Origin of the sequence: Chromobacterium sp. Panama (assembly GCF_003052555.1) — a bacterium.
Classification (GTDB): domain Bacteria; phylum Pseudomonadota; class Gammaproteobacteria; order Burkholderiales; family Chromobacteriaceae; genus Chromobacterium.
The window spans coordinates 3,885,575-3,910,531 of record NZ_QARX01000001.1; the positions used below are offsets into that span (position 1 = coordinate 3,885,575).

Genomic DNA, 24,957 nt, shown 5'->3' on the forward strand with positions numbered 1-24,957 from the left:
ATTACAACCTCAGATCCGAATCAGTTGCATTTAAAACATATTTCAAATCATAAATCACGCTTTTTGATTTCACAAAAGAACGTATCTTTTCGATTCCCATGCTTCTAAATTGGTCATGAGCAACCGCAACAATGACCGCATCGTAATCGGTATTATTTACCTCACTCAGAATCGAAATACCATACTCATGAACAGCCTCTTCAGGACTGACCCAAGGATCATATACATCAACAGAGCAGTTATACTCTTTCAGTGCGGAAACAATATCAATAATCTTGGTATTCCGCAGATCAGGGCAGTTTTCTTTGAAAGCAAAGCCTAAAATCAATACTTTTGCTTTCGATACCAAAATATCTTTCTTAGCCATTTGCTTTATCAGCTGACCAGCGACATAATCCGCCATGTTGTCGTTCAACCGCCGACCAGCTAAAATAATTTCAGGGTGATAGCCAATGGCTTGGGCTTTGTGTGTCAAATAATAAGGATCGACGCCAATGCAATGCCCGCCCACAAGGCCAGGCCTGAATGGCAGAAAGTTCCACTTACTACCTGCCGCAGCCAGAACTTCCTCGGTATCAATACCCATCTTGTTAAAAATAATTGCAAGTTCATTAATGAGTGCGATATTCAAATCGCGCTGAGTGTTTTCGATTACCTTCGCCGCCTCTGCAACCTTTATACTTGAAGCTTTGTGTGTTCCTGCGACAATAATCTCGTTGTATAGTTTATCTACAACTTCAGAGATTTCAGAGGTCGAGCCCGATGTCACTTTTTTGATAGTGGTAACTCGGTGTTGCTTATCACCCGGATTAATCCGCTCTGGGCTATATCCGCAATAGAAATCCACATTAAAGATCAAGCCTGACTCCCGCTCAAGCACAGGTACGCAATCCTCTTCCGTTGCACCTGGGTAAACGGTTGATTCATAAATCACAACATCCCCCTTCTTTAGCACCTTCCCAATACTTTTACTCGCACTAACCAAAGGGGACAAGTCTGGGATGTTATATTTATCCACTGGGGTCGGCACAGTAACAATGTAACAATTACAACCCGCAATATCATTCAGATTGTTTGTAAATTTCAAAAATGACGCGGCTAGGAGTTCTTCTTTAGAGGTTTCCAAAGTAGAATCCACACCTTCTTTCAGCTCTTTAATTCGCTCTTCTTTTATATCAAACCCTACAACCGCTCTTTTTTGACCAAACTCCACGGCTAAAGGAAGACCTACGTAACCGAGTCCAACGACTGCCAACTTAAGATTATCTGTTTTCATAATTAAATAACACCTGTACCATTTGTAATCTTGTTGATTTTATATTGACTAACATAACAATCTCATACAAACATCCAAAACAGTTATATCCACCACCAAATTAGACATTAATGCCAAAGTCAAAAACATCATAAAATCGTTGAAATTATGCTGTATATTATGAATAGGCGTGAAGCAATTAATGACGAATGCCAAAAATGACTTCACGCTCTTATTGGACCGCTTAGCTTAATTATCCCGTGATTAACTAGCGGATGAACCAGAACCAGTAAGATAATCCACTATTTCTAGCGCAGCTTGCCTCCCTCCGAAGACTGCGGTCACAACCAAATCAGAACCAGTCACCATATCGCCGGCTGCAAAAACCTTGCTATGGGAAGTTTGATGATAAAAAAGTGGTTTCAAATTTGTTTTCACTCGCGCAGCCTCATCAGTCATGATGCCAGCCGTCTCATACCATAACTGTTTCTGCGGCATAAAACCAAAAGCAATGATAACGCGGTCACATTCTATGACTATCTCACTTCCTGGCACAAGCTCTACAGTACCACGCTCTCTCTTGCCCACAGGGAGGTACTGAGTCTGAGTGAGTCGTACAGCTAAGGCCCCACCCTCTATCGACTCAATCGCAAGCGGCTGATAATTCCATAGAAAATCAGCCCCTTCTTCTTTGGCATTTGCGACTTCTCGCTTTGAGCCAGGCATGCTTGCCTCACCTCGTCTGTATATGCACTTAACACTATCTGCTCCTTGTCGCAAGGCCGTCCTTATGCAATCCATCGCAGTATCACCCCCGCCCAGTACCAACACGCGCTTTCCCTTCATTGTGATAGCTGCCTCATCCTGGGGCAGGGTTCCCAACGTCTGTCGCACATTGTTGATTAAGTAGGGCAAAGCGTCCAATACGCCAGGACTGTCTTCACCAGCGAAGCCTCCCTTCATATACTGATAAGCACCCATGCCCATGAATACGGCATCGTACTTCTTCAGTAGCTTATCGAACGCGATGTCTTTACCCACTTCTGTATTCAGCACGAACTCCACCCCCAACCCTTCCAGTACCTCTCTGCGGCGACGAACGATGTTTTTTTCCAACTTGAATTCCGGAATGCCGAAGGTCAGCAGGCCGCCGATTTCCTCGTAGCGGTCAAACACCACCGCCTTGACGCCATTGCGCACCAATACGTCGGCACAAGCGAGTCCGGCCGGGCCGGCGCCTATCACCGCGACTTTCTTGTCCGTCCACACCACCTTGGACATATCCGGCCGCCAGCCGGCTTTGAAGGCCTCGTCGGTAATGTATTTCTCGATGCTTCCGATGGAAACCGCGCCGAAGCCGCCCTGGTTCAGGGTGCACGCGCCTTCGCACAGACGGTCCTGCGGGCAGACCCGGCCGCAGATTTCCGGCAGGCTATTGGTTTTGTGCGACATTTCTGCCGCCTCGAACAGACGCCCCTCTTCCACCAACTTCAGCCAGTTGGGGATGTAGTTGTGCACCGGGCACTCCCATTCGCAGTACGGGTTGCCACAGGACAAGCAGCGGCCGGCCTGGTCGGCCGCGTCCACGCTGTGCAACGGCTGATAGATTTCTTTGAATTCGATCTTGCGCACCGAGGCGTCCACCTTGTCGCCGGGGTTGCGCGAAAGCTTCATGAATTGGAAAACATCGCTCATGGTTGTTTCCTGTCTTGCTGGGCCCGTCGCCCGCTGGCGCCCGGGTTTTGAATGAGGTATCGGCGGAACGGCACCAGGGCCGCCCGCCTTGCGCGTCTTAGTCCTTGAGCAGGCTGTCGAGCTTGGCCGCCTTGGGTTTGACCAGCCAGAAGTAATCGACGTAATCGTCGAAGTTCTCCAGCATCGCTTTGGCCGTCTCGGAACCGGTCAACTCAACGTGCTTGGCGATTTTCTCCAATAGATAGGCGCGATACATGCCCATGGCTTCGCCGTTGATCAGGTGGATGTCGATCAGCTCGTTGTTATAGCGATAAGCGAATTTCTCATTCGGGTCGTAGACGAAGGCGAAGCCGCCGGTCATGCCGGCGCCGAAGTTGTAGCCGGTTTCGCCCAGCACGATGACGCTGCCGCCGGTCATGTATTCGCAGCAATGGTCGCCGGCACCTTCGATGACGGCCAGCGCGCCGGAGTTGCGCACGCCGAAACGCTCGCCCGCCACGCCCGCGGCGAACAACTGGCCGCCGGTAGCCCCATACAGACAGGTATTGCCGATGATGATGGACTCGCCCGCCCGGTATCCCGCGTTCTTGGGCGGATAGATGGTCACCCGGCCGCCGGCCATGCCCTTGCCCACATAGTCGTTGGCGTCGCCTTCCAGTTCCAGATGCAGACCGGACGCGTTCCATACGCCGAAACTTTGCCCGGCGCTGCCGCTGAACTTGATCTTGAGACAGCCGAACGGCAGGCCCGCCGCGCCGTGCACGCGGGCGATCTCGCCGGACAGGCGCGCGCCGATGGAGCGGTGGGTATTCTCGATCGGATAGCTCAGCTCCAACATCTGTTTATTGTGGATGGCGGACAAGGCGTCCTGCAGAATGGCTTCCGCCAGCTCGCCCTTGTCGAAGGAGGGATTGCTGGCGCTGACGCAGAAACGCGGCTCGCTGTCCGGCACCCGGCCTTGCGACAGCAGCGGCGACAGGTCCAGCTTCTGCTGCTTGTCGGTGTCGCCGGCCGTCAGGCTCAGCAGGTCCATCCGGCCGATCAGTTGCTCCATATTGCGCACCCCCAGCTTGGCCATCCACTCGCGGGTTTCGCGCGCGATGAACAGGAAGTAGTTCATCACCATTTCCGGCAAGCCGGTGAAGTACTTGGAGCGCAGCTTGATTTCCTGAGTGGCCACGCCGGTGGCGCAGTTGTTCAGATGGCAGATACGCAGGTATTTGCAGCCCAACGCCACCATGGGGCCGGTGCCGAAGCCAAAGCTCTCCGCGCCCATCATCGCCGCCTTGATCACGTCCAGGCCGGTCTTCAAGCCGCCGTCGGTCTGTACCCGCACCCGGCCGCGCAGGCCGTTGGCGCGCAACACCTGCTGGGCTTCGGACAGGCCCAGCTCCCATGGGGAGCCGGCGTATTTGACCGAGGTCAGCGGCGAGGCGCCGGTGCCGCCGTCGTAGCCGGAGATGGTGATCAGGTCGGCGTAGGCCTTGGCCACGCCGGCGGCGATGGTGCCGACGCCGGGTTCGGCCACCAGCTTGACGGACACCAGCGCGGACGGGTTGACCTGCTTGAGGTCGAAAATCAGCTGCGCCAGGTCTTCGATCGAGTAAATGTCATGGTGCGGCGGCGGCGAGATCAGGCTGATGCCTTCCTTGGCGTGGCGCAGCCGCGCAATCAGGCCGGACACCTTGTCCCCGGGCAGCTGGCCGCCCTCACCCGGCTTGGCGCCTTGCGCCACCTTGATCTGCAGCACTTCGGCATTGACCAGGTAATGCGGCGTGACGCCGAAGCGTCCCGAGGCCACCTGCTTGATCTTGGACATTTTCTCGGTGCCGTAGCGCGCGGCGTCTTCGCCGCCCTCGCCGGAATTGGAACGGCCGCCCAGGCGGTTCATCGCGATCGCCAGCGCTTCATGCGCCTCAGGCGACAAGGCGCCGAGCGACATCCCCGCGGAGTCGAAGCGCTTGAGGATGGCTTCCACCGGCTCCACTTCGTCGATGGAGATAGGCTCGCCCAGCGGCTGCACCTGCATCAGGTCGCGCAACATCGCCACCGGGCGCTGGTTCACCGCCTCGGCGTATTGCTGATAGGCCTGGTAATCGTCGTTCTGCACCGCTTTTTGCAGCAGGGTCACCACATCGGGGTTATAGGCGTGGTATTCCTCGCCGTGCACGTACTTGAGCAAGCCGCCCTGGGAGATCGGCCGCATCGGGTTGAAGGCGAAACGCGCCAGCTTGCGCTGATCGTCCTCGAAGTCGGCGAAACCCGCGCCGGACACCCGCGACACCGTGCCCTTCAGACACAACTCCACCACTTCCTCGTGGATGCCTACCGCTTCGAACAGCTGCGCGCCGCGATAGGAGGCGATGGTGGAAATGCCCATCTTGGACAACACTTTGAGCAAACCCTTGTTGATGCCCTTGCGATAGTGCTGCAAGGCTTCGTTGAGCTTGAGTTTGACCTCGCCGCTCTGCACCAGCTCGATGATGCTTTGATAAGCCAGATAGGGGTATACCGCGGTGGCGCCGTAGCCGATGATGCAGGCCATCTGGTGCGCGTCGCGCACCGTGCCGGTTTCCACCAGGATATTGGTCTTGCAGCGCAAGCCGCTGTCTATCAGCGCGTGGTGCACCGCGCCGGTGGCGAACAGCGCCGGGATGGGCAGGCGCTGAGGCGTCACATGGCGATCGGACAGCACCACGATGACCGTGCCCTCCTTGACCGCGTCCACGACATGCCGGGTCAGCGTCTCCAGCGCCTGGCGCAAGTCGGTTTCGCTGGGGTCGTAGCACAGGTCGAAAGTCGTCGCCTTCAGATAAGGCTCCGGCCGCGTGGTGACGCGGGTGAATTTCTCGTGCGACAGCACCGGGGAGCGCACTTCCAGCCGCTTGGCGTGCTCGGCGCTCTCCTCGAACATATTGCGTTCCGGCCCGAACACCGTGTTCAGCGACATCACCACCGCTTCGCGGATTGGGTCGATAGGCGGGTTGGTCACCTGGGCGAATTGCTGACGCAGATAGTCGAAGGGCGAGCGCACTTTCCGGCTCAGCACCGCCATCGGCGTATCGTCCCCCATCGAACCCACCGCCTCCTGGCCGTCCTCGGCCAGCACGCGCAGGATTTGGTCTCGCTCTTCAAAGCTGATATTGAACAGCTTTTGCAAACGCGCCAGTTCGTCCTTGGACAAAGGCTCGACACCGGCGTCGTCCTCGATCGACAGCTCCAGGTATTTGGCGCTGTCCTTGATCCATTGCCGATACGGCTTGGCGCTCTTCAATTGGGCGTCGATTTCCTCCGGCAACAAGAGCTCGCCGGTGGCCAAATCCGCGGCGAACAGCTGACCCGGCTTGACCCGGCCCTTGCGCACCACATTTTCGGGCTGGTAGTCCCACACCCCCACTTCGGAGGCAATGGTCAGCACATTGTCCCGGGTCAGCACCCAGCGGGCCGGCCGCAGGCCGTTGCGGTCCAACATGCAGGCGGCGTAGCGGCCGTCGGTGAGCACGATGCCGGCCGGGCCGTCCCACGGCTCCATATGCATGGAGTTGAATTCATAAAAGGCGCGCAAGTCCTTGTCGGTGGAGTCGACGTTCTGCCAGGCCGGCGGCACCAGCAGACGCAGGGCGCGGAACAGCGGGATGCCGCCCATCAGCAGGCCTTCCAGCATATTGTCCAGCGACATCGAGTCGGAGCCATCGGTCTGCACGATGGGGCGCACCGCGTCCATGTCCAGATGCGGAGACGCCATGATGCGCTCGCGCGCGCGCGCCCAATGGCGGTTGCCCTGCACGGTGTTGATTTCGCCGTTGTGGGCAAGGAAACGGAAAGGCTGCGCCAGCTTCCACTGCGGCCAGGTATTGGTGGAGAAGCGCTGGTGGAATACGGCCAGGCTGGACTCGAAGCGGGGATCGTTCAAATCCAGGAAGAACTTGGATAGGTTCTCCGGCGTCACCAGGCCTTTGTAGGACAGAGTATGCGGCGACAAGGTCGGCAGATAAAAAAACGGGTCGTCCGCCTTATTGGCTTTCTCAGCCTGGCGACGACCCATGTACAAACGGCGCTGGAACATTAATTCATCCATGCCGAATGGACAGTTAACAAAGACCTGGACCATGGCGGGAAGCGAGGCCAAAGCCGCCTCCCCACAGGCGCTGTCGTCGGTGGGAACCTGTCGGAAACCTGACACCTCCAAACCCTGGGACTCCAGAAACTCGCGCAGGCGGCGCAAGCTGCGCTCTCCCTGTTCCGGATCGGGATGGTGGAACACCAGCCCGGCGGCGTACACTGGCTTCAGCGTCAATCCAGCCGCAGCGGCGACTTCGCGCAAAAAACCGTCCGGCTTGCGAAACAACAGGCCGCAGCCGTCGCCGGATTTGCCGTCGGCGGCCACCGCGCCGCGGTGGGTCAATTTGGCCAGCGAGGAGATGGCGGTTTCCACCAGCCAGTGACTGGGTTTGTCGTCAAGCTGGGCGATCAAGCCAAAACCGCAGCTATCCTGCTCGAAGTCCGGATGGTACAGGGTGCCCTGTAGCCAGCGTTGTCTGTCCATAGCTTTGTCCTGCTTATAATGTGAAACGAATGTTTCGATTCTAAGGGCAAGGAGCTTGACCCTGCAACCGGTTTTTGTGCACCGCATTAGACGATAAAAATCATCATGTTACAGTGATTTTTTTGATTTTTCGATGTCGAAAAATCGTGTTTTCACGGCGGATTAATTGTGATTTTGTGACGCGAACGTTCAATAAAACGACTGTCAAGCCGCCTTGTCAAGGACATCCAAAATGGCGATTTCAACCAAATTCAGTATATTGTCAAACAATAGCCAAATATAATGCCCATTCTGTCCCCCCACCCCGCCAATCAGGAGCTGATCCGTCACCTGGCCGAGCAGGCGTTTTCCCGCTCCGCCGGCGCCCCGCTGGTGGGCGGCAATCAGCTGGAACTGCTCTACGACAGCGTGGAGAACTTCCCGGCTTGGGAACAGGCCATCGCCGACAGCCGGGAATCGATCTTCATCGAGATGTATATCTTCGCCAAGGACGCGTTTGGCCTGCGCATACGGGATCTGCTGATTGAACGCGCGCGCGCCGGAGTGAAGGTCTGCCTGCTTTACGATTGGCTGGGCAGCTGGAAAACGCATCTGGGCAGTTTCTTCAAGCCCTTGCAGGCCGCGGGAGCGGAATTGCGCGCCTACAACCCGCCGTCTCTGACCGCCGGCCTCAGCATGCTGGGGCGCAATCATCGCAAGCTGATCGTGATCGACCGCCGGACCGTCTTCGTGTCCGGCCTGTGCATCAGCTCCAGCTGGGAAGGCCGTCCGGAGCGCGGCCAAGAGCCCTGGCGCGATACCGGCGTCAAATTCAGCGGACCGCTGGCGGCCGACGCGCTGGCGGCCTTCGCCGACAGCTGGGCCAGCTGCGGCGGCCCGCTGTCCGCGGAATGGCTGACGCCGCCGCCATTGGAAAACTGCGGCGCGGTGGCGGCGCGCCTGATCGCCACCACGCCCGCCACCGCGCAAATGATGCGGCTGGACTTGCTGATCGCCTGCTTCGCCCGACGCACCCTGTGGCTGACCGACGCCTACTTCATGGGCACCAGCATGTATCTGACCGCGCTGAAACAGGCCGCGCGCGACGGCGTCGACGTCCGCTTGCTGGTGCCGCGCTCCAGCGACATCGGCTGGATCGCCACGGTGTCGCGTACCCAGTACCGCCCGCTGCTGGAGGCCGGCGTGCGCGTCTTCGAATGGGACGGCCCGATGATCCACGCCAAAACCGCGGTGGCGGACGGCCGCTGGGCGCGCATCGGCTCCACCAACCTCAATCTGTCCAGCTGGCTGGCCAACCGCGAACTGGACGTGGCGGTGGAGGACCAGGCCTTGGCGGAAAAGCTGGCCGAGCGGTTCCTTCAGGATCTGGACCACGCCACCGAAGTGATCCTGGCCGGCCAGCGCCGCCGCCCGACGCTGACCAAGCCGCGGCCCAAGGACTATCACGGCCTGCTGCTGCCGCCGCATACCGCCGCCCTCAGCGGCGCCAGCGCCGCCGCGCGGCAAGCGGCGCGGATCGGCGACGCGCTGGGCGTGGTGGTGCGCGGCACCCGCAATGTCGACGCCAGCGAGGCGTCCGCCTTCCTGACCATAGGCATGGCGCTGCTGATCTTCGCCGGACTGATCGCCTTCTTCCCCTGGCTGGTGGCCGCGCCCTTGCTCTTTTTGCTGCTGCTCAGCGGCGGCGCCATCGTCGCCAAGGCTCTGGGCTTGTACTGGGCCAGGCGTGGCAAAAAACAACAGCCTCCGCCGGCCGCGCCGGCTGGCGAGCAAGATGGCTCGCCCCAGGACAAATGCGATTAAAAACAATCCGTTGACTTGGGCTGATGTCCCCAAGACATCGCCGCCGCATCGCGCCTGGCCGCCGTCAGGCGTTTTTTTCGCGGAAAAAATTTTGCTGCGCAACAACATGACAAGCAAAAGGTCTAAAATGCGCGCTTTCTTGGGATGTTCTCCAGGCCGGCAGACGTGCCGCCCGCGCAGACAGCACAGCGCGAGCCGACTACGGACCGCGGCGCAAAGCGCCCTGTTTTTATTCGCGCCTCAAGGCCAGCCTCCATGGCGGCGGCGGACCCCGGTCTGCCCGTGCGTACAGAACTGCGCCCCAACGCGCACCGAGTGACACCGCAAAGGGTTACAGGTGCCCGCGGCTTCGGCCCTCGCCCACGGCGAGCCGACGGCCCATCCGCGTCCCGCCCCCGCGCGTGTCCGAGTTAACAGCAACAAGGACTCAGGTATGCGTTTTCATTTCCCCATCGTGATCATCGACGAGGACTTCCGCTCGGAAAACACCAGCGGCTCCGGCATCCGCGAACTCGCCGCCGCCATGGAGGCGGAAGGCATGAGCGTGATCGGCTACACCAGCTACGGCGACCTGACTTCCTTCGCCCAGCAGCAAAGCCGCGCCGCCGGCTTCATCCTGTCGATAGACGACGAGGAATTCCACACCGAGGACGCGGCGCAGGAAGCGCTGGGCAAGCTCTACGGCTTCGTCGCGGAAATCCGCCGCCGCAATCCGGACATCCCGGTCTATCTATACGGCGAAACCCGCACCGCGCGCCACATTCCCAACGACATCCTGCGCGAGTTGCACGGCTTCATTCACATGCACGAGGACACGCCGGAATTCGTCGCCCGCCACATCATCCGCGAGGCCAAGAGCTATCTGGACAGCCTGGCGCCGCCGTTTTTCCGCGCGCTGGTGGATTACGCCCACGACGGTTCCTACTCCTGGCACTGCCCCGGCCATTCCGGCGGCGTCGCCTTCCTGAAAAGCCCGGTGGGCCAGATGTTCCACCAGTTCTTTGGCGAAAACATGCTGCGCGCCGACGTCTGCAACGCGGTGGACGAACTGGGCCAGCTGCTGGACCACACCGGCCCCATCGCCGCCTCGGAACGCAATGCCGCGCGCATCTTCAACGCCGACCACCTGTTCTTCGTCACCAACGGCACCTCCACTTCCAACAAAATCGTCTGGCACAGCTGCGTGGCGGCCGGCGACATCGTGCTGGTGGACCGCAACTGCCACAAATCCAATCTGCACGCCATCATGATGACCGGCGCCATCCCGGTGTTCCTGATGCCGACGCGCAACCACTACGGCATCATCGGCCCGATTCCTAAGTCCGAATTCCAGCTCGACAACATCAAGAAGAAAATCCAGGCCAACCCCTTCGCCCGCGAAGCGCTGGCCAAAAACCCGCAAGCCAAGCCCCGCATCCTGACTCTGACCCAGTCCACCTACGACGGCATTATCTACAACGTGGAGGACATCAAGCATCTGCTGGACGGCGAGGTCGATACCCTGCACTTCGACGAAGCCTGGCTGCCGCACGCCGGCTTCCATGATTTCTACGGCGACTTCCACGCCATCGGCGAAGGCCGCCCGCGCTGCAAGGACAGCCTGATCTTCTCCACCCAGTCCACCCACAAACTGCTGGCCGGCATCAGCCAGGCCTCGCAGATCCTGGTACAGGACCCGGAGCAACGCCAGTTGGACACCGCTTGGTTCAACGAAGCCTATCTGATGCACACGTCCACCAGCCCGCAGTACTCCATCATCGCCAGCTGCGATGTGGCGGCGGCGATGATGGAACAGCCGGGCGGACAGGCGCTGGTGGAAGAATCGCTGGTGGAGGCGCTGGACTTCCGCCGCGCCATGCGCAAGGTGGACGAGGAATACGGCCGCGACTGGTGGTTCAGCGTCTGGGGACCTGACGATCTGTCCGACGACGGCATCTGCGACCCGGCCGAATGGCAACTGCGCCCGAACGAGCGCTGGCACGGCTTCGTCGGCATTGAGGACGGCTTCAATATGCTGGACCCGATCAAGGCCACGGTGCTGACTCCGGGCCTGGATGTGGACGGCAGTTTCGAAGAGATGGGCATTCCCGCCGCCATCGTCACCAAGTATCTGACCGAACACGGCGTGGTGGTGGAAAAGACCGGGCTGTACAGCTTCTTCATCATGTTCACCATCGGCATCACCAAGGGCCGCTGGAACACGCTGATCTCCCTGCTGCAGCAATTCAAGGACGACTTCGACAAAAACCAGCCGATGTGGCGGGTGATGCCGGAATTCATCGCCCAGCACCCGCAATACGAGCGCGTCGGCCTGCGCGATCTGTGCCAGCGCATCCATCAGCTCTACAGCAAACACGATGTGGCCCGCATCACCACCGAGATCTATCTGTCGGAAATGGAGCCGGCGATGCGTCCGGCCGACGCCTTCGCCAAGATGGCCCACCGCGAGATCGAACGCGTGCCGGTGGAGCAACTGGAAGGCCGCGTCACCGCGGTGCTGTTGACGCCCTACCCGCCGGGCATCCCGCTGCTGATTCCCGGCGAGCGCTTCAACAAGACCATCGTCGACTACCTGCGCTTCGCCCAAGACTTCAACCGCGAGCTGCCCGGCTTCGAAACCGATGTGCACGGGCTGGTGGCGACGGAACTGGACGGCCGCAGGGTCTACTGCGTCGACTGCGTGAAATGAGAAAGGGCGGCGGCGCTCCGCCGGCGCGCCGCCGCACAATTTCTACACAATAATCCTTAACACACCAGGCTGGCGCGCTCGCGGCGGCGTGCGATAATCGCCGCCATGATGTCATTGGACCGCCGCTACGCCCTCACCGCCTGGCTCTTGCTCAGCCTGGCGGGTTGCCTATGGCTGGGCTGGCGCCAGTTTGGCGCATTGGAACAGCGCTTCCGCCAGGAATCCTTCATTACCCTGCGCCTGCTGAGCCAGAAAGCTTCGCAACACGATGCGGTGCTGGCCACCCTGGCCGCTTCGGAACAAAGCCGTTTGCCCGCCGACATGCTCAAGCGCCTGCAAACCGCCATGCCTCAGCTGAGCGCCATCGGTTTTTGGCGACAACAGCAATGGCATGGCGATCCCAGCGGCCTGCGTCCGCCGCTGGCCTTGCTGTGGCAAGCCCAGCAACAAGGCCAGACCCTGCTCGGCTTCGACGCGCAACAACGCTACTGGCTGCAAAGCCCGGACGGCTGGGCGCTGTTGATCGACCCGTTGCGCATGCTGGTCCAGGCCGAACTGCCCGAGCCGCTGGAAAACATCTCGCTGCAATTGCGCGGCCACCGCATCGAACTTCTGCAACGCAAGGCCGGCGCGTCTGCCAATGATTGGGATCTGAGCCTGGACCGCAAGCTGCCCAGCGCCAGCCAACCCTTCCGCCTGTCCAGCCGCACCGCCTTGAGTTGGGACAGCTTGCCCTGGATGGAAATCCTGCTGTGGAACGCGCTGCTCGCCGCCGTCGCCGTCGCCCTGTACGCCAGGCATAGGCAACGCGCCTCTCAACAGCGCCAGCAACAGCAGGACCGTCTGGCCGCTCAAGCCCGGCTCAATACCCTGAATGAAATGATGGCCGGGCTGGCGCAGGAATTGAATCCGCCGCTGACCGCCATCATCGCCAATACCCGCCAGCTGGAACGGACGCTGGACGAGCCCTCGCAACGCGAAGCCGCGCGCGACACCCTGCTCGCCACCGGCGCGCAAGCGCGCCGCGCCGCGGCCCTGATCAGCCGGCTCAGCCGCCTGCTGGCCCATCCCAAAGCGACGGACACCACGCCGCTGGATCCCGACGCGCTGGTGAACTCATTGCTGTTTCTGCGCCAGGCGGAATTGGCGAACCAGAACATCACCCTGGAATGGAATAATTTAAGCCCGGACGAGTGGCCGCGCGCGGAACGCACCGCGCTGGAACAGATTCTGCACAACCTGGTGCAGAACGCCTGCGACGCGCTGCAGGAACAAGGCGGCCGCATTGTGATCAGCGGCGAAAGCGACGGCCACAACTACCGTTTCAAGGTCATAGACAACGGCCCGGGCATTCCCGAAGCCATCCTGCCCAAGATCTTCCTGCCCTTCTTCACCACCCGCTCGCGCGGCATGGGCCTGGGGCTGCCGCTCTGCGAGACCTTGGCGCGGGCCCAAGGCGGCAAGCTGCACGTGCAAAACGCCGCCAACGGCGGCGTCATCGCCCAACTGATACTGCCCTGGGCCAAGCGCAGCGCCTGAGGCGGCGCGCGTCAAACCCGTTCAAAAATCTGCTGCGCTTCGGCGAGATGGATGGAGCAGGCCGTTAAAAACAAGCTCACAATGCTCATGAGCGCTCGTACATTTCGCTTGTGTTCTCTTCGCCTCGCCCCTGCCCTCAAGCTTTTGAACAGGCTCTCAGTTCTTGCTCGCCAGCGCCAGCCGCAAAGCCAGCCCGCCGAACACCGAAGCCAGCAGCCATTGCGGCAGCCGGCTGCTCCCCAGCCTGTCGCCAAGCGCGCGTCCGAAACGGCTGGCCGCCAGGATGATCGCCCCATTGATCAGCAGGCCGATCGCGTTCAACAAGGTCGCCAACACCATGATCTGCAGCGAGACCGGCCCCGCGGACGGATGCACGAACTGGGGAAACAAAGCCAACACGAAGAGCGCCATCTTGGGATTGAGCAGATTGGTGAGCAGGCCCTGGGCCACGATGCGCGGCATAGACTGAGCGCCCGCGGCGCCCGGCACGCTCAACACGCTGCGGCTGCGCAGCGTCGTCCAGGCCAGATAGAACAGATAGGCGGCGCCGGCGATGCGGACCGCATCGTAGGCCAGCGGCGCGTGCACGAACAACTGCGCCAAACCGAAGGCTGCCGCCAGCGCGTGGCAATACGTGCCCAGTTGAATGCCCGCCAGGGTGGCGAAGCCGGCCTTGCGTCCCTGGCTGGCGCTGCGGCTGGCGATCAGCAACATATCCGGCCCCGGCGTCGCCGCCAGCGCGACGCAGGCGAGACTGAACAGTAATAGCGTGGACAAATCAGGCATGGCGGACATTCCGGGCAAATACAAAGCGATATGATACAAGCCGGCCCGGCGGAGTCAAAGCCTCACTCCACCAGCGCCGCGCCGCGCTCCCGCAACAAGGCCCGCAACACCGAGCGGTGACAGCGCGCCTCGTCCTGGCAGTAACAGCCTATGGAAAAGTGGCTGCCGTGCGACAAAGCCGCCAGCAAGTCCAGCTCGCGGCTTTGCTCCGGCGCCTTCATCTCCGCGCGATACGCCCGCTCGAACGTCTGCCATTCGGCTGCGCTCTGCGCCGCCTGCGCCTGTTTCACCAATTCCGCGCTGGGCGCCAGGTTGGGAAACCACACATCGTACCAATCGCCGCTGGCGAAGGCCTCCTTGGGCACGCCGCGCGGCGGCCGCCGCACCGTGCCGATGCGCGTGCCCTCCTGCGGGTGACGCGGACTGCCCAATTGCACCACGCGTATCGTCATCGCTCGTTCTCCAAAACGGCGCGGCCCATGCGCCGCGCGCAACAACATTGTCATCGATGGCCAAGCCTGCGTAGACTAAGGGCCCGCCCCCTACGCGAACAATCCTCATGCAACACTATTCGCTTTATCTGCTGATGGCCGCGGCCACCGTGCTCAGCCCCGGCCCCGGCATTTTGATGACCCTGACCAACTCGCTGCGCTTCGGCCTGCGCGGCACCCTTGGCGGCATTCTCGGCACCGCCTGCGGTTCCTTCATCGTCGCCGGCGTGTCGGCCACCAGCCTCGGCCTGTTGCTGGCCGCGTCGGCGCTGGCCTTCACTGTGATGAAATGGATAGGCGCCGCTTACCTGTTTTATCTGGGCGTCAAACTGCTGCGCGCGCCGGCTTTTCGCTTCGATGAGATCCCAAGCCAGCCGCGCGGCTTTGCTCGGCGCTTTGGAGAAGGCATGGCGGTACAGCTGACCAACCCCAAGTCCATCTTCTTCTTTCTGTCCATCTTTCCGCAGTTCATCGACACTCAGGGGGCCTACGCGCCGCAATTCCTGCTGTTGGTCGGCACCTTCAGCGGCCTGATCATCCTGATCCACACCGTGTACGCGCTCACCGCGCAACGCGCGCGCCGCTGGCTGGCCAGCGACCGCGGCGGCAAATGGGTGAACAAGGCCGGCGGCGCGACCTTCCTGCTGTTCGGCGCCCTGCTCGCCAACTCCAACAGGTAAACGCCATGCGTCTGCAGCAGGAGTCGCCGCGACAAGCCGATGTGCTGGCCTTGATAAGCCAGCTGGACGAATACCAGGCCGCGCTCTATCCGGCGGAAAGCAATCATCTGATGGACCCGGCGGCGCTGGAACCGCCACGGGCGCATTTCATCGTCGCTCGCGACGAGAAGCTCGCGGCGGTCGGCTGCGCCGCGCTAGTGCCGCATGAGGATTACGGCGAGATCAAGCGCATGTTCGTGGCGCCGTCTCAACGCGGCAAGGGCGTGGCCCAGGCGCTGCTGGCGCGCCTGGAGCGGGAAGCGCGCTCCGCCGGCCTGTCCGCGCTGAAACTGGAGACCGGCGTGTCCCAGCCTGAGGCGATCGGCCTATACCAGCGCGCCGGTTTCAAGCCCTGCCCGCCCTTCGGCGCCTACCAGCCCGACCCGCTCAGCCTGTTCATGAGCAAGGTTTTATAGGCCGCCCTGGGCGCGTCGGCTACCAACCGTTTTCCAACACCAGATGACCCGGCGCGCTCTGCCGGCTCATCCGGTAGCCCATCTTCATCAATTGCCGGTGGGTATCCTCCACCATGGCCGGGTTGCCGCAAATCATGAAGCGCGAGTTTTCCGGCGACATCGCCAGCCCCGCCGCCCGCTCCAAACCGCCATTGGCCAGCAAGGCCGGGATGCGCTCGTTCAACACGCCCTCCGGCGCGTCGCGCGTGACGATGGGCAAGTATTGCAACTTGTGGCCGTGCTCGTCCCACAAGGGGTGTTCGCTCAGCTCGGCGATGAAATCCTGATAACTGAGCTCAGCGGCATGCCGCACGCAGTGCGCCAGCACGATGCGATCAAAACGTTGCCACTGAGCGGGGTCTTGCAGAATCGACAAATACGGCGCCAAACCGGTACCGGTGGCCAACAACCACAAATCCTTGCCCGCCGGCAAGCGGTCCGCCAGGAAGAAGCCCATCGCCTTCTTGTCCAGCATCACTTCCGAGCCCACCTGCAGCTGCGCCAGACGCGAACTGAACTGGCCGTCCGGCACCACGATGGAATAGAACTCCAGATACTCGTCGGTCACTGCCGAACACATCGAATACGCCCGCCACACCTGACCGCCGTGTTCGCCCAACGGCAGGCCCAGCCTCGCGAACTGCCCCGGCTCAAAACGATAGGCGTCCGGCCGCCGCAAGCGGAAGCTGAGCAGATTGTCCGCCCAGCGCCGCAGCCACAAGATGGGTTGAACCGTGTACTTTTCTTCGATCGCTGTATCCATTGCTCGCCAATACCCAAGTAAATTACTCAAGTATTGTGCTCCAGATCGACGCCGGCTTCAAGCCTGCGCCGCGGCGGCGCTCAACGATAGGCGGCCAGCCATTCCTCGTGCAGCGTGGCGACCAGTTGCCCCGCCGCCAGCTCGCGGCCGGCCGCCACGTTTTCCCCGGCCCACAAGGACAGAAAATCGCTCAGCCCGGCCTTGGCCGCCGCGGCGCGCAAGGGCCCGGTCAAGGCGTTCATCACCGGATACGCCGGCACCAGGTCTTCCTTGTCGGCCATCAACTGCATATAACGGTTGTTCAGGCCGCGCGCGTAACGGCCGGAAAACGCGCGAGTCAAACGGGTGCCGCCGGGCGCGGCCTTGGCCAGCTCGCTTTTCCACAAGGCGGAAATGCCGGACTCCGGGCAACGCAAAAACGCGGTGCCCAACTGGCAGGCTTGGGCACCGTGGCGCATCGCTGCGGCGATATCGCGTCCATGCATGATGCCGCCGGCGGCGATCACCGGCAGCGGCTGGTTCTGCGCCAACTCATAGACCAGCGACAAAGTGGGCCGCAGGCTGTCCTGGGGCCGTCCGATGAAGGTGCCGCGATGGCCGCCGGCTTCCCGACCTTGGGCGCAGATCGCGTCCGCGCCCAGTTCGGCCCAAGCCAGCCCTTCCGCCATATTGGTGGCGGTGCCGATCACGTCTATCTTGGCCTGCTTCAAGAGCTTGAGCTGATGGCGATTGAGAATGCCGAAGGTGAAGCTGGCCGCCGCCGGCTTGGCCTCCAGCAGCGCTTCGAACTGGCGCGCGAACGGCTCGCAGAAGCGCTCAGGGATCTGCGGCGCCGGCAGCCCTAGCTCCCGGTGCAGCGGCGCCAGCCATTCCAGCGCCTGCCGCAAGGCCTCCTCGCTGGGAGCGGGATCGTCCTGCACGAATAGATTGATGCCGAAGGGCTTGTCGGTGAGGCGCCGCACCGCGGCGGCTTCGCTGAGCAGGCGTTCGGGCGGCAGCAGCGCCGCCGCCAGAAACCCCAGGCCGCCGGCCTGGCTGACCGCGGCCACCAAGGCCGGAGAGGTGGCGCCGCCCGCCATCGGCGCCTGAATCAAAGGGGTGCGCAACTGCCAGCGACGGCACAAAGCGGAAGCCATATATTTCCTCGATTACGCCCGCGCGGGCGTCGGTTGAAAGAATAGCGCAGTCAGCTCAGTCCGCCAGAGCCTGCTCCAGATCGGCCAGGATATCGTCGATATCCTCTATGCCTATCGACAGCCTCACCCCGCCTTCGCGAATGCCCAATTGAGCCTTCTGCTCCGGCGGCATGCCGCCGTGCGACATGGTGTAGCTGTGGTTGATCAGCGATTCGACCCCGCCCAGCGATTCGGCCAGCGCGAACAGCCTCAACCGCTCGGCCAAGCGGCTGGCCGCCGCACGGCTGTCGTCCTTCAGCCAGATGCTGACGATGCCCCCGAAGCGACGCATCTGCCGGCGGGCCAGTTCATGGCCCGGATGCTCCGGCAGCCCCGGAAAGAACACCCGCTCCACCTTGGGATGAGATCGCAGATAATCCGCCACCCGCTCCGCGTTGTCGCAATGGCGATCCATGCGCAGATGCAGGGTCTTGATGCCGCGCAGGGTCAGGAAGCAATCCTGAGGCCCCGGCACCGCTCCCGCCGCGTTCTGAATGAATTTGATCTCGCGGTGCAGCGCCTCGTCGTTGACGGCCGCCAGGCCCAGCAACACGTCGGAGTGGCCGGCCAGATACTTGGTGGCGGAATGCACGACGACGTCGGCCCCCAAGTCCAGCGGGTTCTGCAGATAAGGCGTGGCGAAAGTGCTGTCCACCGCCACTCGGGCGCCGTGCGCGTGCGCGATCCGGGCCAGTTCCGCGATGTCCACCATGCCCAGCAAGGGGTTGGTGGGCGACTCCAGCCACAGCAGCCTGGTCCGCGCGCTGATCAGCGCCGTCAGGTTCCGGCTATCGCTCAAATCCGCGAAAGTGACCTTGACGCCCGCCGGCTCCATCACCTTGCTCAGCAGCCGGTAAGCGCCGCCATAAAGGTCCGCCACCGCGATCACCTCGTCGCCCGGCTTCAGGCAGGCGCGCAGCACCGCGTCGATGGCCGCCATGCCGCTGGCGAAGGCCAGGCCGTGGCGGGCGTTCTCCAGGCTGGCCAGGCAGGCCTCCAGCGCCGCCCTCGTGGGATTGCCGGTACGGGCGTACACAAAGGGCATGGATTCGCCGACATGGCCGTATTCGAACACCGAAGTCTGGTACACCGGCGGCATCACCGCCTTGCCATGCTCTGCGTTGTCATAGCCGGCATGAATGGATCTGGTTGCAAATTTCACGACTTTTCCTCAAAAAATCATTCACTTGTCCGCTTTGTCGGACAAACCGACCGCAATCAAGCTTCTAGCGCGCCGCAGCCATGACTCTTTCATCATTTTTCGAAAACTTCAAGGAAACCGCCGTTAAAACGGCGACTACTCCCTTGATCTTGACTAAATTTTTAGCAGCTTTGGCTTTACATCCACGCTCTTTAGGACTATTTTGCAGCGTTTCGCATTCAAACAATTGTACGAATGAAGCTAGAACGCGTATTTGACATCCTGCCCCGCCAACTCGAACGCCACCCGCGCACCGACTGCCTCGCCGCCAAAACCGGCAAGGAATGGCGCAGGTTGTCCACCGAGGAAGTCGCGGACAGCGTCAACCGCTTCAGCCTGGGTCTGCTGGAGTTGGGCATCGCCAGCGGCGACAAAGTCGCCCTCGCCGCCGACAACTCCATAGAATGGGTGCTGGCCGATCTGGCGCTGCAGCAAATCGGCGCCGTCAGCGTGCCGCTCTATCCCACCATGACCCTTGATGATGCACGCTATATCCTGACTCATGCCGAGGTCAAGCTCGCTTTCGTCGGCAATGCCGCATTGCAACGCAAATTGCATGAGGCGCTGGGCAAATTCAGCTGCCCGATCTACGGCCTGAGCCAGATCGACGGCTGCCCGTCCTGGACCGAAATCCTGGCCCTGGCCAAACCGGAGCGGCAGGCCGAGCTGGAACGCCGCCGCGACGCGATCCAGCCGGACGACGTCTACACCATCATTTACACCTCCGGCACCACCGGACGCTCCAAAGGCGTGATGCTGTCGCACCGCAACGTGCTCAGCACCGTGGTCGCCACCGCGGAATTCACCCGCCTGCCGCACGGAGAATGCCGCGCGCTGAGCTTTTTGCCGCTGTCGCACATCTTCGAGCGCGCCGGGGTCTTCTACTATATGTACAGCAGCGCCGGCGTTTACTTCTCCAGCGTAGAATGCCTGTCTTCCGCGCTCGCCGACATCCGTCCGCACACCTTCAGCGCGGTGCCGCGCGTGCTGGAGAAAGTGCACGACAAACTGGTGGGCAAGGCGCGCGAACTCAGCGGCTTCAAACGCCGTCTTTATCTGTGGGCCGTGGAGCGCGCCGAGCGCTTCGACCCCAACGCCCGCCGCTCGCCGCTGGAAGCCGCCAAGCACGCGCTGGCCGACAAGCTCGTTTACCGCAAGTGGCGCGCCGCGATGGGCGGCGAGCTCAAATGGATCAATGTCGGTTCCGCCGCGCTGCAACCGCGGCTGGCGCGCCTGTTCTGGGCCTGCGGCGTGTCGGTGGCGGAGGGCTACGGCATGACCGAATCCGCGCCGGTGATCTCCGCCAACCCGTTCAACGCCCGGGACACTCGGATCGGCAGCGTGGGCCTGCCCTTGCCCGGCGTGGAAGTGCGCCTGGCCGACGACGGCGAAATCCTGGTGCGCGGCGACAATGTGATGCTCGGCTATTACAAGGAGCCGGGACTCACCGCCGAAGCGCTGAACAACGGCTGGCTGCACACCGGCGACATCGGCGTGCTGGAACACGGCTATCTGCGCATCACCGACCGCAAGAAGGAAATGTTCAAGACCAGCAACGGCAAATACATTGCGCCGCAAGCGCTGGAGAACAAGCTGAAGGAATCCGCCTTCATCGACCAGATCATGGTGGTGGGCGACGGTCAGAAGTACGCGGCGGCGCTGATTGTCCCGCTCTTCGAGAAACTGAAGGAATGGTGCGCCGAACACGGCATCGCCTACACCACCGACAGCGAGATGAGCAGCCACCCCAAGATCGTCGAGTTGATTGACCGCGAGATCAAGCGCTTCAACCGCTACTTCGGCAACTGGGAACACATCAAGAAATTCACCCTGATCGACAAGCCCTGGTGCGTCGACGCCGGCGAATTGGCGCCCACGCTGAAGCTGCGCCGCAAGGTGATCGCCGAACGCTGCCGCGCAATGATAGAAAACCTCTACGCCCCGGCCTGAGCCGGATACGACAAAGCCCCGCAATGCGGGGCTTCTTGCTTGAAGACGGCGGTCAACGCTTGTGGGCCAATTCCAGCCGCCGCTCCACATAACCCTGCACCCGCTCGAAGCTGGCGCTCAGCACCCAGTAGATCGCCGCCGCCGCCAGATAGAGCGGCAAGGGCTGAAAGGTCTGGGCGATCACTTCCTTGGTCGCCAGCATCAATTCGGTCACGGTGATCACCGATACCAGCGAAGTATCCTTGATCAGGCTGATCAGCGAATTGGACAGGCTGGGCACCGACAAGCGCAAAGCCTGCGGAGCGATGATGTGGCGCATGGTCTGCCACCAGCTCAAGCCCAAGGACAGGCCGGCGTCCCACTGGCCTCGGTGCACGCCGGCGATGCCGCCGCGCAGGCTTTCCGACAAATAGGCGGCCACATTCAGCGTCAAGGCCAGAATGCCCGCCGTCACCGGCCCCAACTCGATGCCCGCGCCGGGCAAGCCGTAATAGATGACGAAAATCTGCACCAAGAGCGGAGTGCCGCGCATCGCGCTGACATAGAAGGTGGCCAGTTGCGCCAGGACCGGCACTTGCGCCACTCGCAGCAAGGCCACGACGAAGCCCAGCGCCAGCCCCAGGATCATGGAAACCACCGCGAACATCAAGGTATAGCCCGCGCCTTGCAATAGCACCGGCAGCGCCGATTCGAACAGGACGATCCAGTCAGTCATTCACGTTTTTCCAAAAAAAACCGACGCCCCCGCGCAAGCAGGGGCGTCTAGCCCTATCCACTCTGAAATCAACTGCCGCTTATTTCTTGGCCGCCGCCGGCGCTTTCGACACGTCGATGCCGAACCATTTGACCGAGATCTTCTTGAAGCTGCCGTCGGCCTTCATATCGCCCAGCGCCTTGTCTATCGCCGCCTTGAACTGCGGATTGTTCTTGGCGAACGGGATAGCCATCGTCGCCACCTCGCCCACCGGCGCGCCGGCCTTCAAGGGCAACTTGGCCTGCTTGATGGCGAAGGGGATCAGCAAGCTGTCGTTCAGCGCCGCGTCCACGCGGCCGCTGGCCAGATCCTGCAGGTATTCGGGCGCGCCGGGATAGGTTTTCACCTCGATGCCGGCCACGGCCTTGGCCATATCGGCGTAATTGCTGCCCTGGCCCACGCCCAGCTTCTTGCCTTTCAGGTCCGCCAGGCTCTTGAAAACGCGGCTCTCGTTCTTGCGCACGATCAGCTGCGCGCTGGAATAAGTATAAGGCTGGGAAAAGTCGAACACGTCCTTGCGTTTGTCGGTCACGCCCACCTGATTGACCACGATGTCGAACTTGCCGGCCTGCAAGCCCGCCAGCAGGCCGCTCCACTCCGCCGTGGTGAATTCCGGCTTCACTTTCAGACGCTTGGCGATTTCAGTGGCGATCTCGACATCGAAACCCGTCAGCTGCTGTTTGGCGTCCTTGAAGTTGAACGGCGGGTAAGTGCCTTCCAACGCGATTTTCAGGCTGCCGCGCTGCTTGACCGTATCCAGCAAGTCCGCCGCGAACACCTGGCCAGCCAGGCCCGCCATTACGAGAAGCGTCATCAGCTTGCGCATATCAATATAACCTTTGGTAATTTTGAAAAACAAAACAGTCAAAAGCGAGAATATCACTAGCCGTTGGCGCTGCCAAGTTCTAGATAGAACAATGGCCGCGAAAAGCGGCCATGATGTCAATTCATCTTACTCTGCTTGCAAGCGCTGGCGCAGCGTTGCCCCCAACTTACGCCCCAAGCCAATCAATACCGCCAAGACCAAGCCTCCCAGACCGGCCAGCAACACGATCATAGTCCGTTTCGGTCCCGCCTTTTCCAAAGGGGGGCTTGCCGGCAACACCACCTGCACATCCTGCGACATCAACGCTCTGGCCACCGAAGCCTGCTTCTGCAGCTCCTCCAACGTGGCCTGATAGAAGAACAAATCACGCATCGTAGCCAACTGCCTCGGAGAGATGGACTTGACCTGCGGATTGCTGCGCTCCAATTCCGCGCGCAGTTGCAATAAAGACGACTGTACCGGGCTATTCCCTTCCATTTGCTGAGCGTTCATTTGCGCTTCCAAGCGCGCGAAACTCTCGATCACACGCGCCGATTCGCTGTTCAGGAAGGTCTCGGCTACCGCGCCCAGCTGCTTCTGCTCGCGCTTCGCTCCCGACACCTGACCTTGCACCACCTTGATCCGCTCCTGCAACACCAGGTATTTCTTGCTCTGTTCCGTCACGTGCAAGCCCAGAATCCGCTGCCGGGTCTGCTCCACCAGGTAGTTGGCGAGCCGGGCGGCAAATGCCGCGTCCACATCCTGGACCGAGACTTCAAGCAAACCGTCTTTGCCCGCGGAAACTTTGAGATTGTCCAACAAGCTGAGCTTGGCCTTGTCCGCGCCAGTCACTCCGTAATGCTTGGCCAGCTCAAAATGAGCCGCCGCCTCGCCCAGCATCACATTATCCTTCAACACGCTGGCGCCGCCCTGAGGACCCAGCGGCGCGGGCACGAGGAGCAGAGATGTCGCCGCATACCTGTCTTCCATATTCAACACTACGGCCACCGCCGCCAGCGCGGCGATGATGGGGAGGAAAACCATCAAACGCCATTGTTCTTTACAGAAACGAATAATATCAATCAGACTAATCTCATCAGCGACTTCAGCTTGGCGTTCCAAAACGTATTCCCTTTTATTTACATCCAGTCGGCACTATTTTGCCGCATCTCAGTAGACTTACAAAAATAAAGGCATGAGCCAGAGCTGCATGCCTTTATTTCGATCCGATAAGATCACACATTAAATAAGAAGTTCATCACATCGCCGTCCTGGACCACGTAGTCCTTGCCCTCGGCCCGCATCTTGCCGGCCTCCTTGGCCTTGGACTCGCCGCCCAGCGCGATGAAGTCAGTATAGGCGATGGTCTGCGCGCGGATGAAACCGCGTTCGAAATCGGTGTGGATCACGCCGGCCGCCTGCGGCGCGGTGTCGCCGATATGAATCGTCCAGGCTCGCACTTCCTTAACGCCTGCGGTGAAGTAGGTCTGCAAGCCCAGCAGCTTGTAACCCGCGCGGATCAGACGATCCAGGCCAGGCTCTTCCAGACCCAGCGTCTCCAGGAATTCGGCCTTGTCGGCGTCGTCCAGCTCGGCGATTTCGGACTCGATCGCCGCGCACAAGGCCACCACCGGCGCGCCTTCCTTGTCGGCCAGTTGCTGCACCCTCTCCAGCAAGGGGTTGTTGCTGAAGCCGTCTTCAGCCACGTTGGCCACATACATCGCCGGCTTGATCGTCAGCAGACACAGCGGCTTGACCAAGACCATTTCTTCCGGGCTCAAGTCCAGCGAGCGCGCCGGCAGGCCCTGATCCAGATGCGGCACCAGCTTCTCCAGCACCGCGATCAGCGCGCGCGCGTCCTTGTCGCCGGACTTGGCCTTCTTGCCTTCGCGCGTCATCGCCTTTTCCACCGCGGACAGGTCGGCCAGCGCCAGCTCGGTGCCGATGGTTTCGATGTCGGCGATCGGATCCACCTTGCCGGCGACGTGAACGATGTTCTCGTCTTCGAAGCAACGCACCACGTTAACGATGGCATCGGTCTCCCGGATATTGGCCAGGAACTGGTTGCCCAGGCCCTCGCCCTTGGAGGCGCCCGCCACCAGGCCGGCGATGTCGACGAATTCGACGATGGCCGGCTGGATGCGTTGCGGATTGATGATCTTGGCCAGTTCGGCCAGGCGCTGATCCGGCACTTCCACGATGCCTACATTGGGCTCGATGGTGCAGAAGGGATAGTTGGCGGCTTCGATGCCGGCCTTGGTCAGCGCATTGAACAGGGTGGACTTGCCCACATTGGGCAGGCCGACGATACCGCATTTCAGACTCATGTCC

Annotated in this window: 18 protein-coding genes; 6 read left to right on the top strand and 12 right to left on the bottom strand. The window is 61.1% G+C overall.

The annotated features are described in order from the left end of the window. Position 1 precedes the first annotated feature (1 nt). From tviB to gltB, 3 genes are all read right to left on the bottom strand, one after another. Positions 2-1,276: a Vi polysaccharide biosynthesis UDP-N-acetylglucosamine C-6 dehydrogenase TviB gene (gene tviB, locus DB032_RS17625; protein ID WP_304529387.1), complete on the bottom strand. Its 1,275-nt coding sequence runs from the start codon at positions 1,274-1,276 to the stop codon at positions 2-4. A 243-nt stretch (positions 1,277-1,519) separates the two neighbouring features. Further along, positions 1,520-2,950: a glutamate synthase subunit beta gene (locus DB032_RS17630; protein ID WP_107800614.1), complete on the bottom strand. Its 1,431-nt coding sequence runs from the start codon at positions 2,948-2,950 to the stop codon at positions 1,520-1,522. 97 nt (positions 2,951-3,047) lie between these two features. Then, positions 3,048-7,496 carry a glutamate synthase large subunit gene (gene gltB, locus DB032_RS17635; protein ID WP_107800615.1) on the bottom strand — a complete coding sequence of 1,483 codons (4,449 nt, stop codon included), beginning with the start codon at positions 7,494-7,496 and terminating at the stop codon, positions 3,048-3,050. 282 nt (positions 7,497-7,778) lie between these two features. Between gltB and DB032_RS17640 the strand changes: the two genes are divergently transcribed. The 3 genes from DB032_RS17640 to DB032_RS17650 all read left to right on the top strand — a co-directional run bounded on the left by DB032_RS17640 (position 7,779) and on the right by DB032_RS17650 (position 13,527). Then, a complete protein-coding gene (locus tag DB032_RS17640; RefSeq protein ID WP_107800616.1) occupies positions 7,779-9,299 on the top strand; it encodes a phosphatidylserine/phosphatidylglycerophosphate/cardiolipin synthase family protein in 1,521 nt (506 codons plus the stop codon). A gap of 433 nt (positions 9,300-9,732) precedes the next feature. Continuing rightward, a complete protein-coding gene (locus tag DB032_RS17645; RefSeq protein WP_107800617.1) occupies positions 9,733-11,988 on the top strand; it encodes an arginine/lysine/ornithine decarboxylase in 2,256 nt (751 codons plus the stop codon). A gap of 105 nt (positions 11,989-12,093) precedes the next feature. Beyond that, positions 12,094-13,527: an ATP-binding protein gene (locus DB032_RS17650; protein ID WP_107800618.1), complete on the top strand. Its 1,434-nt coding sequence runs from the start codon at positions 12,094-12,096 to the stop codon at positions 13,525-13,527. A 156-nt stretch (positions 13,528-13,683) separates the two neighbouring features. Here DB032_RS17650 and DB032_RS17655 read toward each other — a convergent pair whose 3' ends face one another. After that, entirely contained in the window at positions 13,684-14,313 is a 630-nt protein-coding gene (locus DB032_RS17655) for a LysE family translocator (RefSeq protein ID WP_107801967.1), read from the bottom strand. 62 nt (positions 14,314-14,375) lie between these two features. Continuing rightward, positions 14,376-14,765 (bottom strand): DUF488 domain-containing protein, encoded by a 390-nt coding sequence (locus DB032_RS17660; RefSeq protein ID WP_107800619.1) that lies wholly within the window; start codon positions 14,763-14,765, stop codon positions 14,376-14,378. Positions 14,766-14,872: 107 nt separating this feature from the next. Here DB032_RS17660 and DB032_RS17665 point away from each other — a divergent pair, with 107 nt between their 5' ends. Both DB032_RS17665 and DB032_RS17670 read left to right on the top strand, forming a co-directional pair. Further along, positions 14,873-15,484: a LysE family translocator gene (locus tag DB032_RS17665; RefSeq protein ID WP_107800620.1), complete on the top strand. Its 612-nt coding sequence runs from the start codon at positions 14,873-14,875 to the stop codon at positions 15,482-15,484. Positions 15,485-15,489: 5 nt separating this feature from the next. Next, the gene (locus DB032_RS17670) at positions 15,490-15,939 is read left to right on the top strand and encodes a GNAT family N-acetyltransferase (protein WP_107800621.1); all 450 of its coding nucleotides are present in this window, start codon (positions 15,490-15,492) and stop codon (positions 15,937-15,939) included. Between the two features lie 19 nt (positions 15,940-15,958). On the opposite strand, the gene DB032_RS17675 is transcribed toward DB032_RS17670, so the two are convergent. The 3 genes from DB032_RS17675 to DB032_RS17685 form a co-directional block, all read right to left on the bottom strand. Further along, positions 15,959-16,741 carry a ferredoxin--NADP reductase gene (locus tag DB032_RS17675; RefSeq protein ID WP_107800622.1) on the bottom strand — a complete coding sequence of 261 codons (783 nt, stop codon included), beginning with the start codon at positions 16,739-16,741 and terminating at the stop codon, positions 15,959-15,961. Between the two features lie 80 nt (positions 16,742-16,821). Then, positions 16,822-17,877 (bottom strand): nitronate monooxygenase family protein, encoded by a 1,056-nt coding sequence (locus DB032_RS17680; protein ID WP_107800623.1) that lies wholly within the window; start codon positions 17,875-17,877, stop codon positions 16,822-16,824. A gap of 55 nt (positions 17,878-17,932) precedes the next feature. Further along, positions 17,933-19,078: a PLP-dependent aspartate aminotransferase family protein gene (locus DB032_RS17685; RefSeq protein ID WP_107800624.1), complete on the bottom strand. Its 1,146-nt coding sequence runs from the start codon at positions 19,076-19,078 to the stop codon at positions 17,933-17,935. A 234-nt stretch (positions 19,079-19,312) separates the two neighbouring features. On the opposite strand from DB032_RS17685, the gene DB032_RS17690 reads away from it, so the two are divergent. Next, positions 19,313-21,067: a long-chain fatty acid--CoA ligase gene (locus DB032_RS17690; RefSeq protein WP_107800625.1), complete on the top strand. Its 1,755-nt coding sequence runs from the start codon at positions 19,313-19,315 to the stop codon at positions 21,065-21,067. 52 nt (positions 21,068-21,119) lie between these two features. Here DB032_RS17690 and DB032_RS17695 read toward each other — a convergent pair whose 3' ends face one another. The 4 genes from DB032_RS17695 to ychF all read right to left on the bottom strand — a co-directional run bounded on the left by DB032_RS17695 (position 21,120) and on the right by ychF (position 24,953). After that, a complete protein-coding gene (locus DB032_RS17695) occupies positions 21,120-21,782 on the bottom strand; it encodes an amino acid ABC transporter permease (RefSeq protein WP_107800626.1) in 663 nt (220 codons plus the stop codon). A 79-nt stretch (positions 21,783-21,861) separates the two neighbouring features. Beyond that, on the bottom strand, positions 21,862-22,635 hold the full coding sequence (locus tag DB032_RS17700) for a transporter substrate-binding domain-containing protein (protein ID WP_231580992.1): 774 nt from the start codon (positions 22,633-22,635) through the stop codon (positions 21,862-21,864). A gap of 138 nt (positions 22,636-22,773) precedes the next feature. Further along, positions 22,774-23,748: a hypothetical protein gene (locus tag DB032_RS17705; RefSeq protein ID WP_107800627.1), complete on the bottom strand. Its 975-nt coding sequence runs from the start codon at positions 23,746-23,748 to the stop codon at positions 22,774-22,776. A gap of 113 nt (positions 23,749-23,861) precedes the next feature. Beyond that, the gene (gene ychF / locus DB032_RS17710) at positions 23,862-24,953 is read right to left on the bottom strand and encodes a redox-regulated ATPase YchF (protein ID WP_107800628.1); all 1,092 of its coding nucleotides are present in this window, start codon (positions 24,951-24,953) and stop codon (positions 23,862-23,864) included. Positions 24,954-24,957 lie beyond the last annotated feature (4 nt).

What these genes read in the sequence shown, in the direction of transcription:
- DB032_RS17655 (WP_107801967.1), bottom strand. Translation starts at nt 14,313, where the DNA reads ATGCCTGATTTGTCCACGCTATTACTGTTCAGTCTCGCCTGCGTCGCG.
- DB032_RS17670 (WP_107800621.1), top strand. Translation starts at nt 15,490, where the DNA reads ATGCGTCTGCAGCAGGAGTCGCCGCGACAAGCCGATGTGCTGGCCTTG.
- DB032_RS17700 (WP_231580992.1), bottom strand. Translation starts at nt 22,635, where the DNA reads ATGACGCTTCTCGTAATGGCGGGCCTGGCTGGCCAGGTGTTCGCGGCG.
- tviB (WP_304529387.1), bottom strand. Translation starts at nt 1,276, where the DNA reads ATGAAAACAGATAATCTTAAGTTGGCAGTCGTTGGACTCGGTTACGTA.
- DB032_RS17695 (WP_107800626.1), bottom strand. Translation starts at nt 21,782, where the DNA reads ATGACTGACTGGATCGTCCTGTTCGAATCGGCGCTGCCGGTGCTATTG.
- DB032_RS17650 (WP_107800618.1), top strand. Translation starts at nt 12,094, where the DNA reads ATGATGTCATTGGACCGCCGCTACGCCCTCACCGCCTGGCTCTTGCTC.
- DB032_RS17645 (WP_107800617.1), top strand. Translation starts at nt 9,733, where the DNA reads ATGCGTTTTCATTTCCCCATCGTGATCATCGACGAGGACTTCCGCTCG.
- gltB (WP_107800615.1), bottom strand. Translation starts at nt 7,496, where the DNA reads ATGGACAGACAACGCTGGCTACAGGGCACCCTGTACCATCCGGACTTC.
- DB032_RS17690 (WP_107800625.1), top strand. Translation starts at nt 19,313, where the DNA reads ATGAAGCTAGAACGCGTATTTGACATCCTGCCCCGCCAACTCGAACGC.
- DB032_RS17665 (WP_107800620.1), top strand. Translation starts at nt 14,873, where the DNA reads ATGCAACACTATTCGCTTTATCTGCTGATGGCCGCGGCCACCGTGCTC.
- DB032_RS17630 (WP_107800614.1), bottom strand. Translation starts at nt 2,950, where the DNA reads ATGAGCGATGTTTTCCAATTCATGAAGCTTTCGCGCAACCCCGGCGAC.
- DB032_RS17660 (WP_107800619.1), bottom strand. Translation starts at nt 14,765, where the DNA reads ATGACGATACGCGTGGTGCAATTGGGCAGTCCGCGTCACCCGCAGGAG.
- DB032_RS17675 (WP_107800622.1), bottom strand. Translation starts at nt 16,741, where the DNA reads ATGGATACAGCGATCGAAGAAAAGTACACGGTTCAACCCATCTTGTGG.
- DB032_RS17680 (WP_107800623.1), bottom strand. Translation starts at nt 17,877, where the DNA reads ATGGCTTCCGCTTTGTGCCGTCGCTGGCAGTTGCGCACCCCTTTGATT.
- DB032_RS17640 (WP_107800616.1), top strand. Translation starts at nt 7,779, where the DNA reads ATGCCCATTCTGTCCCCCCACCCCGCCAATCAGGAGCTGATCCGTCAC.
- ychF (WP_107800628.1), bottom strand. Translation starts at nt 24,953, where the DNA reads ATGAGTCTGAAATGCGGTATCGTCGGCCTGCCCAATGTGGGCAAGTCC.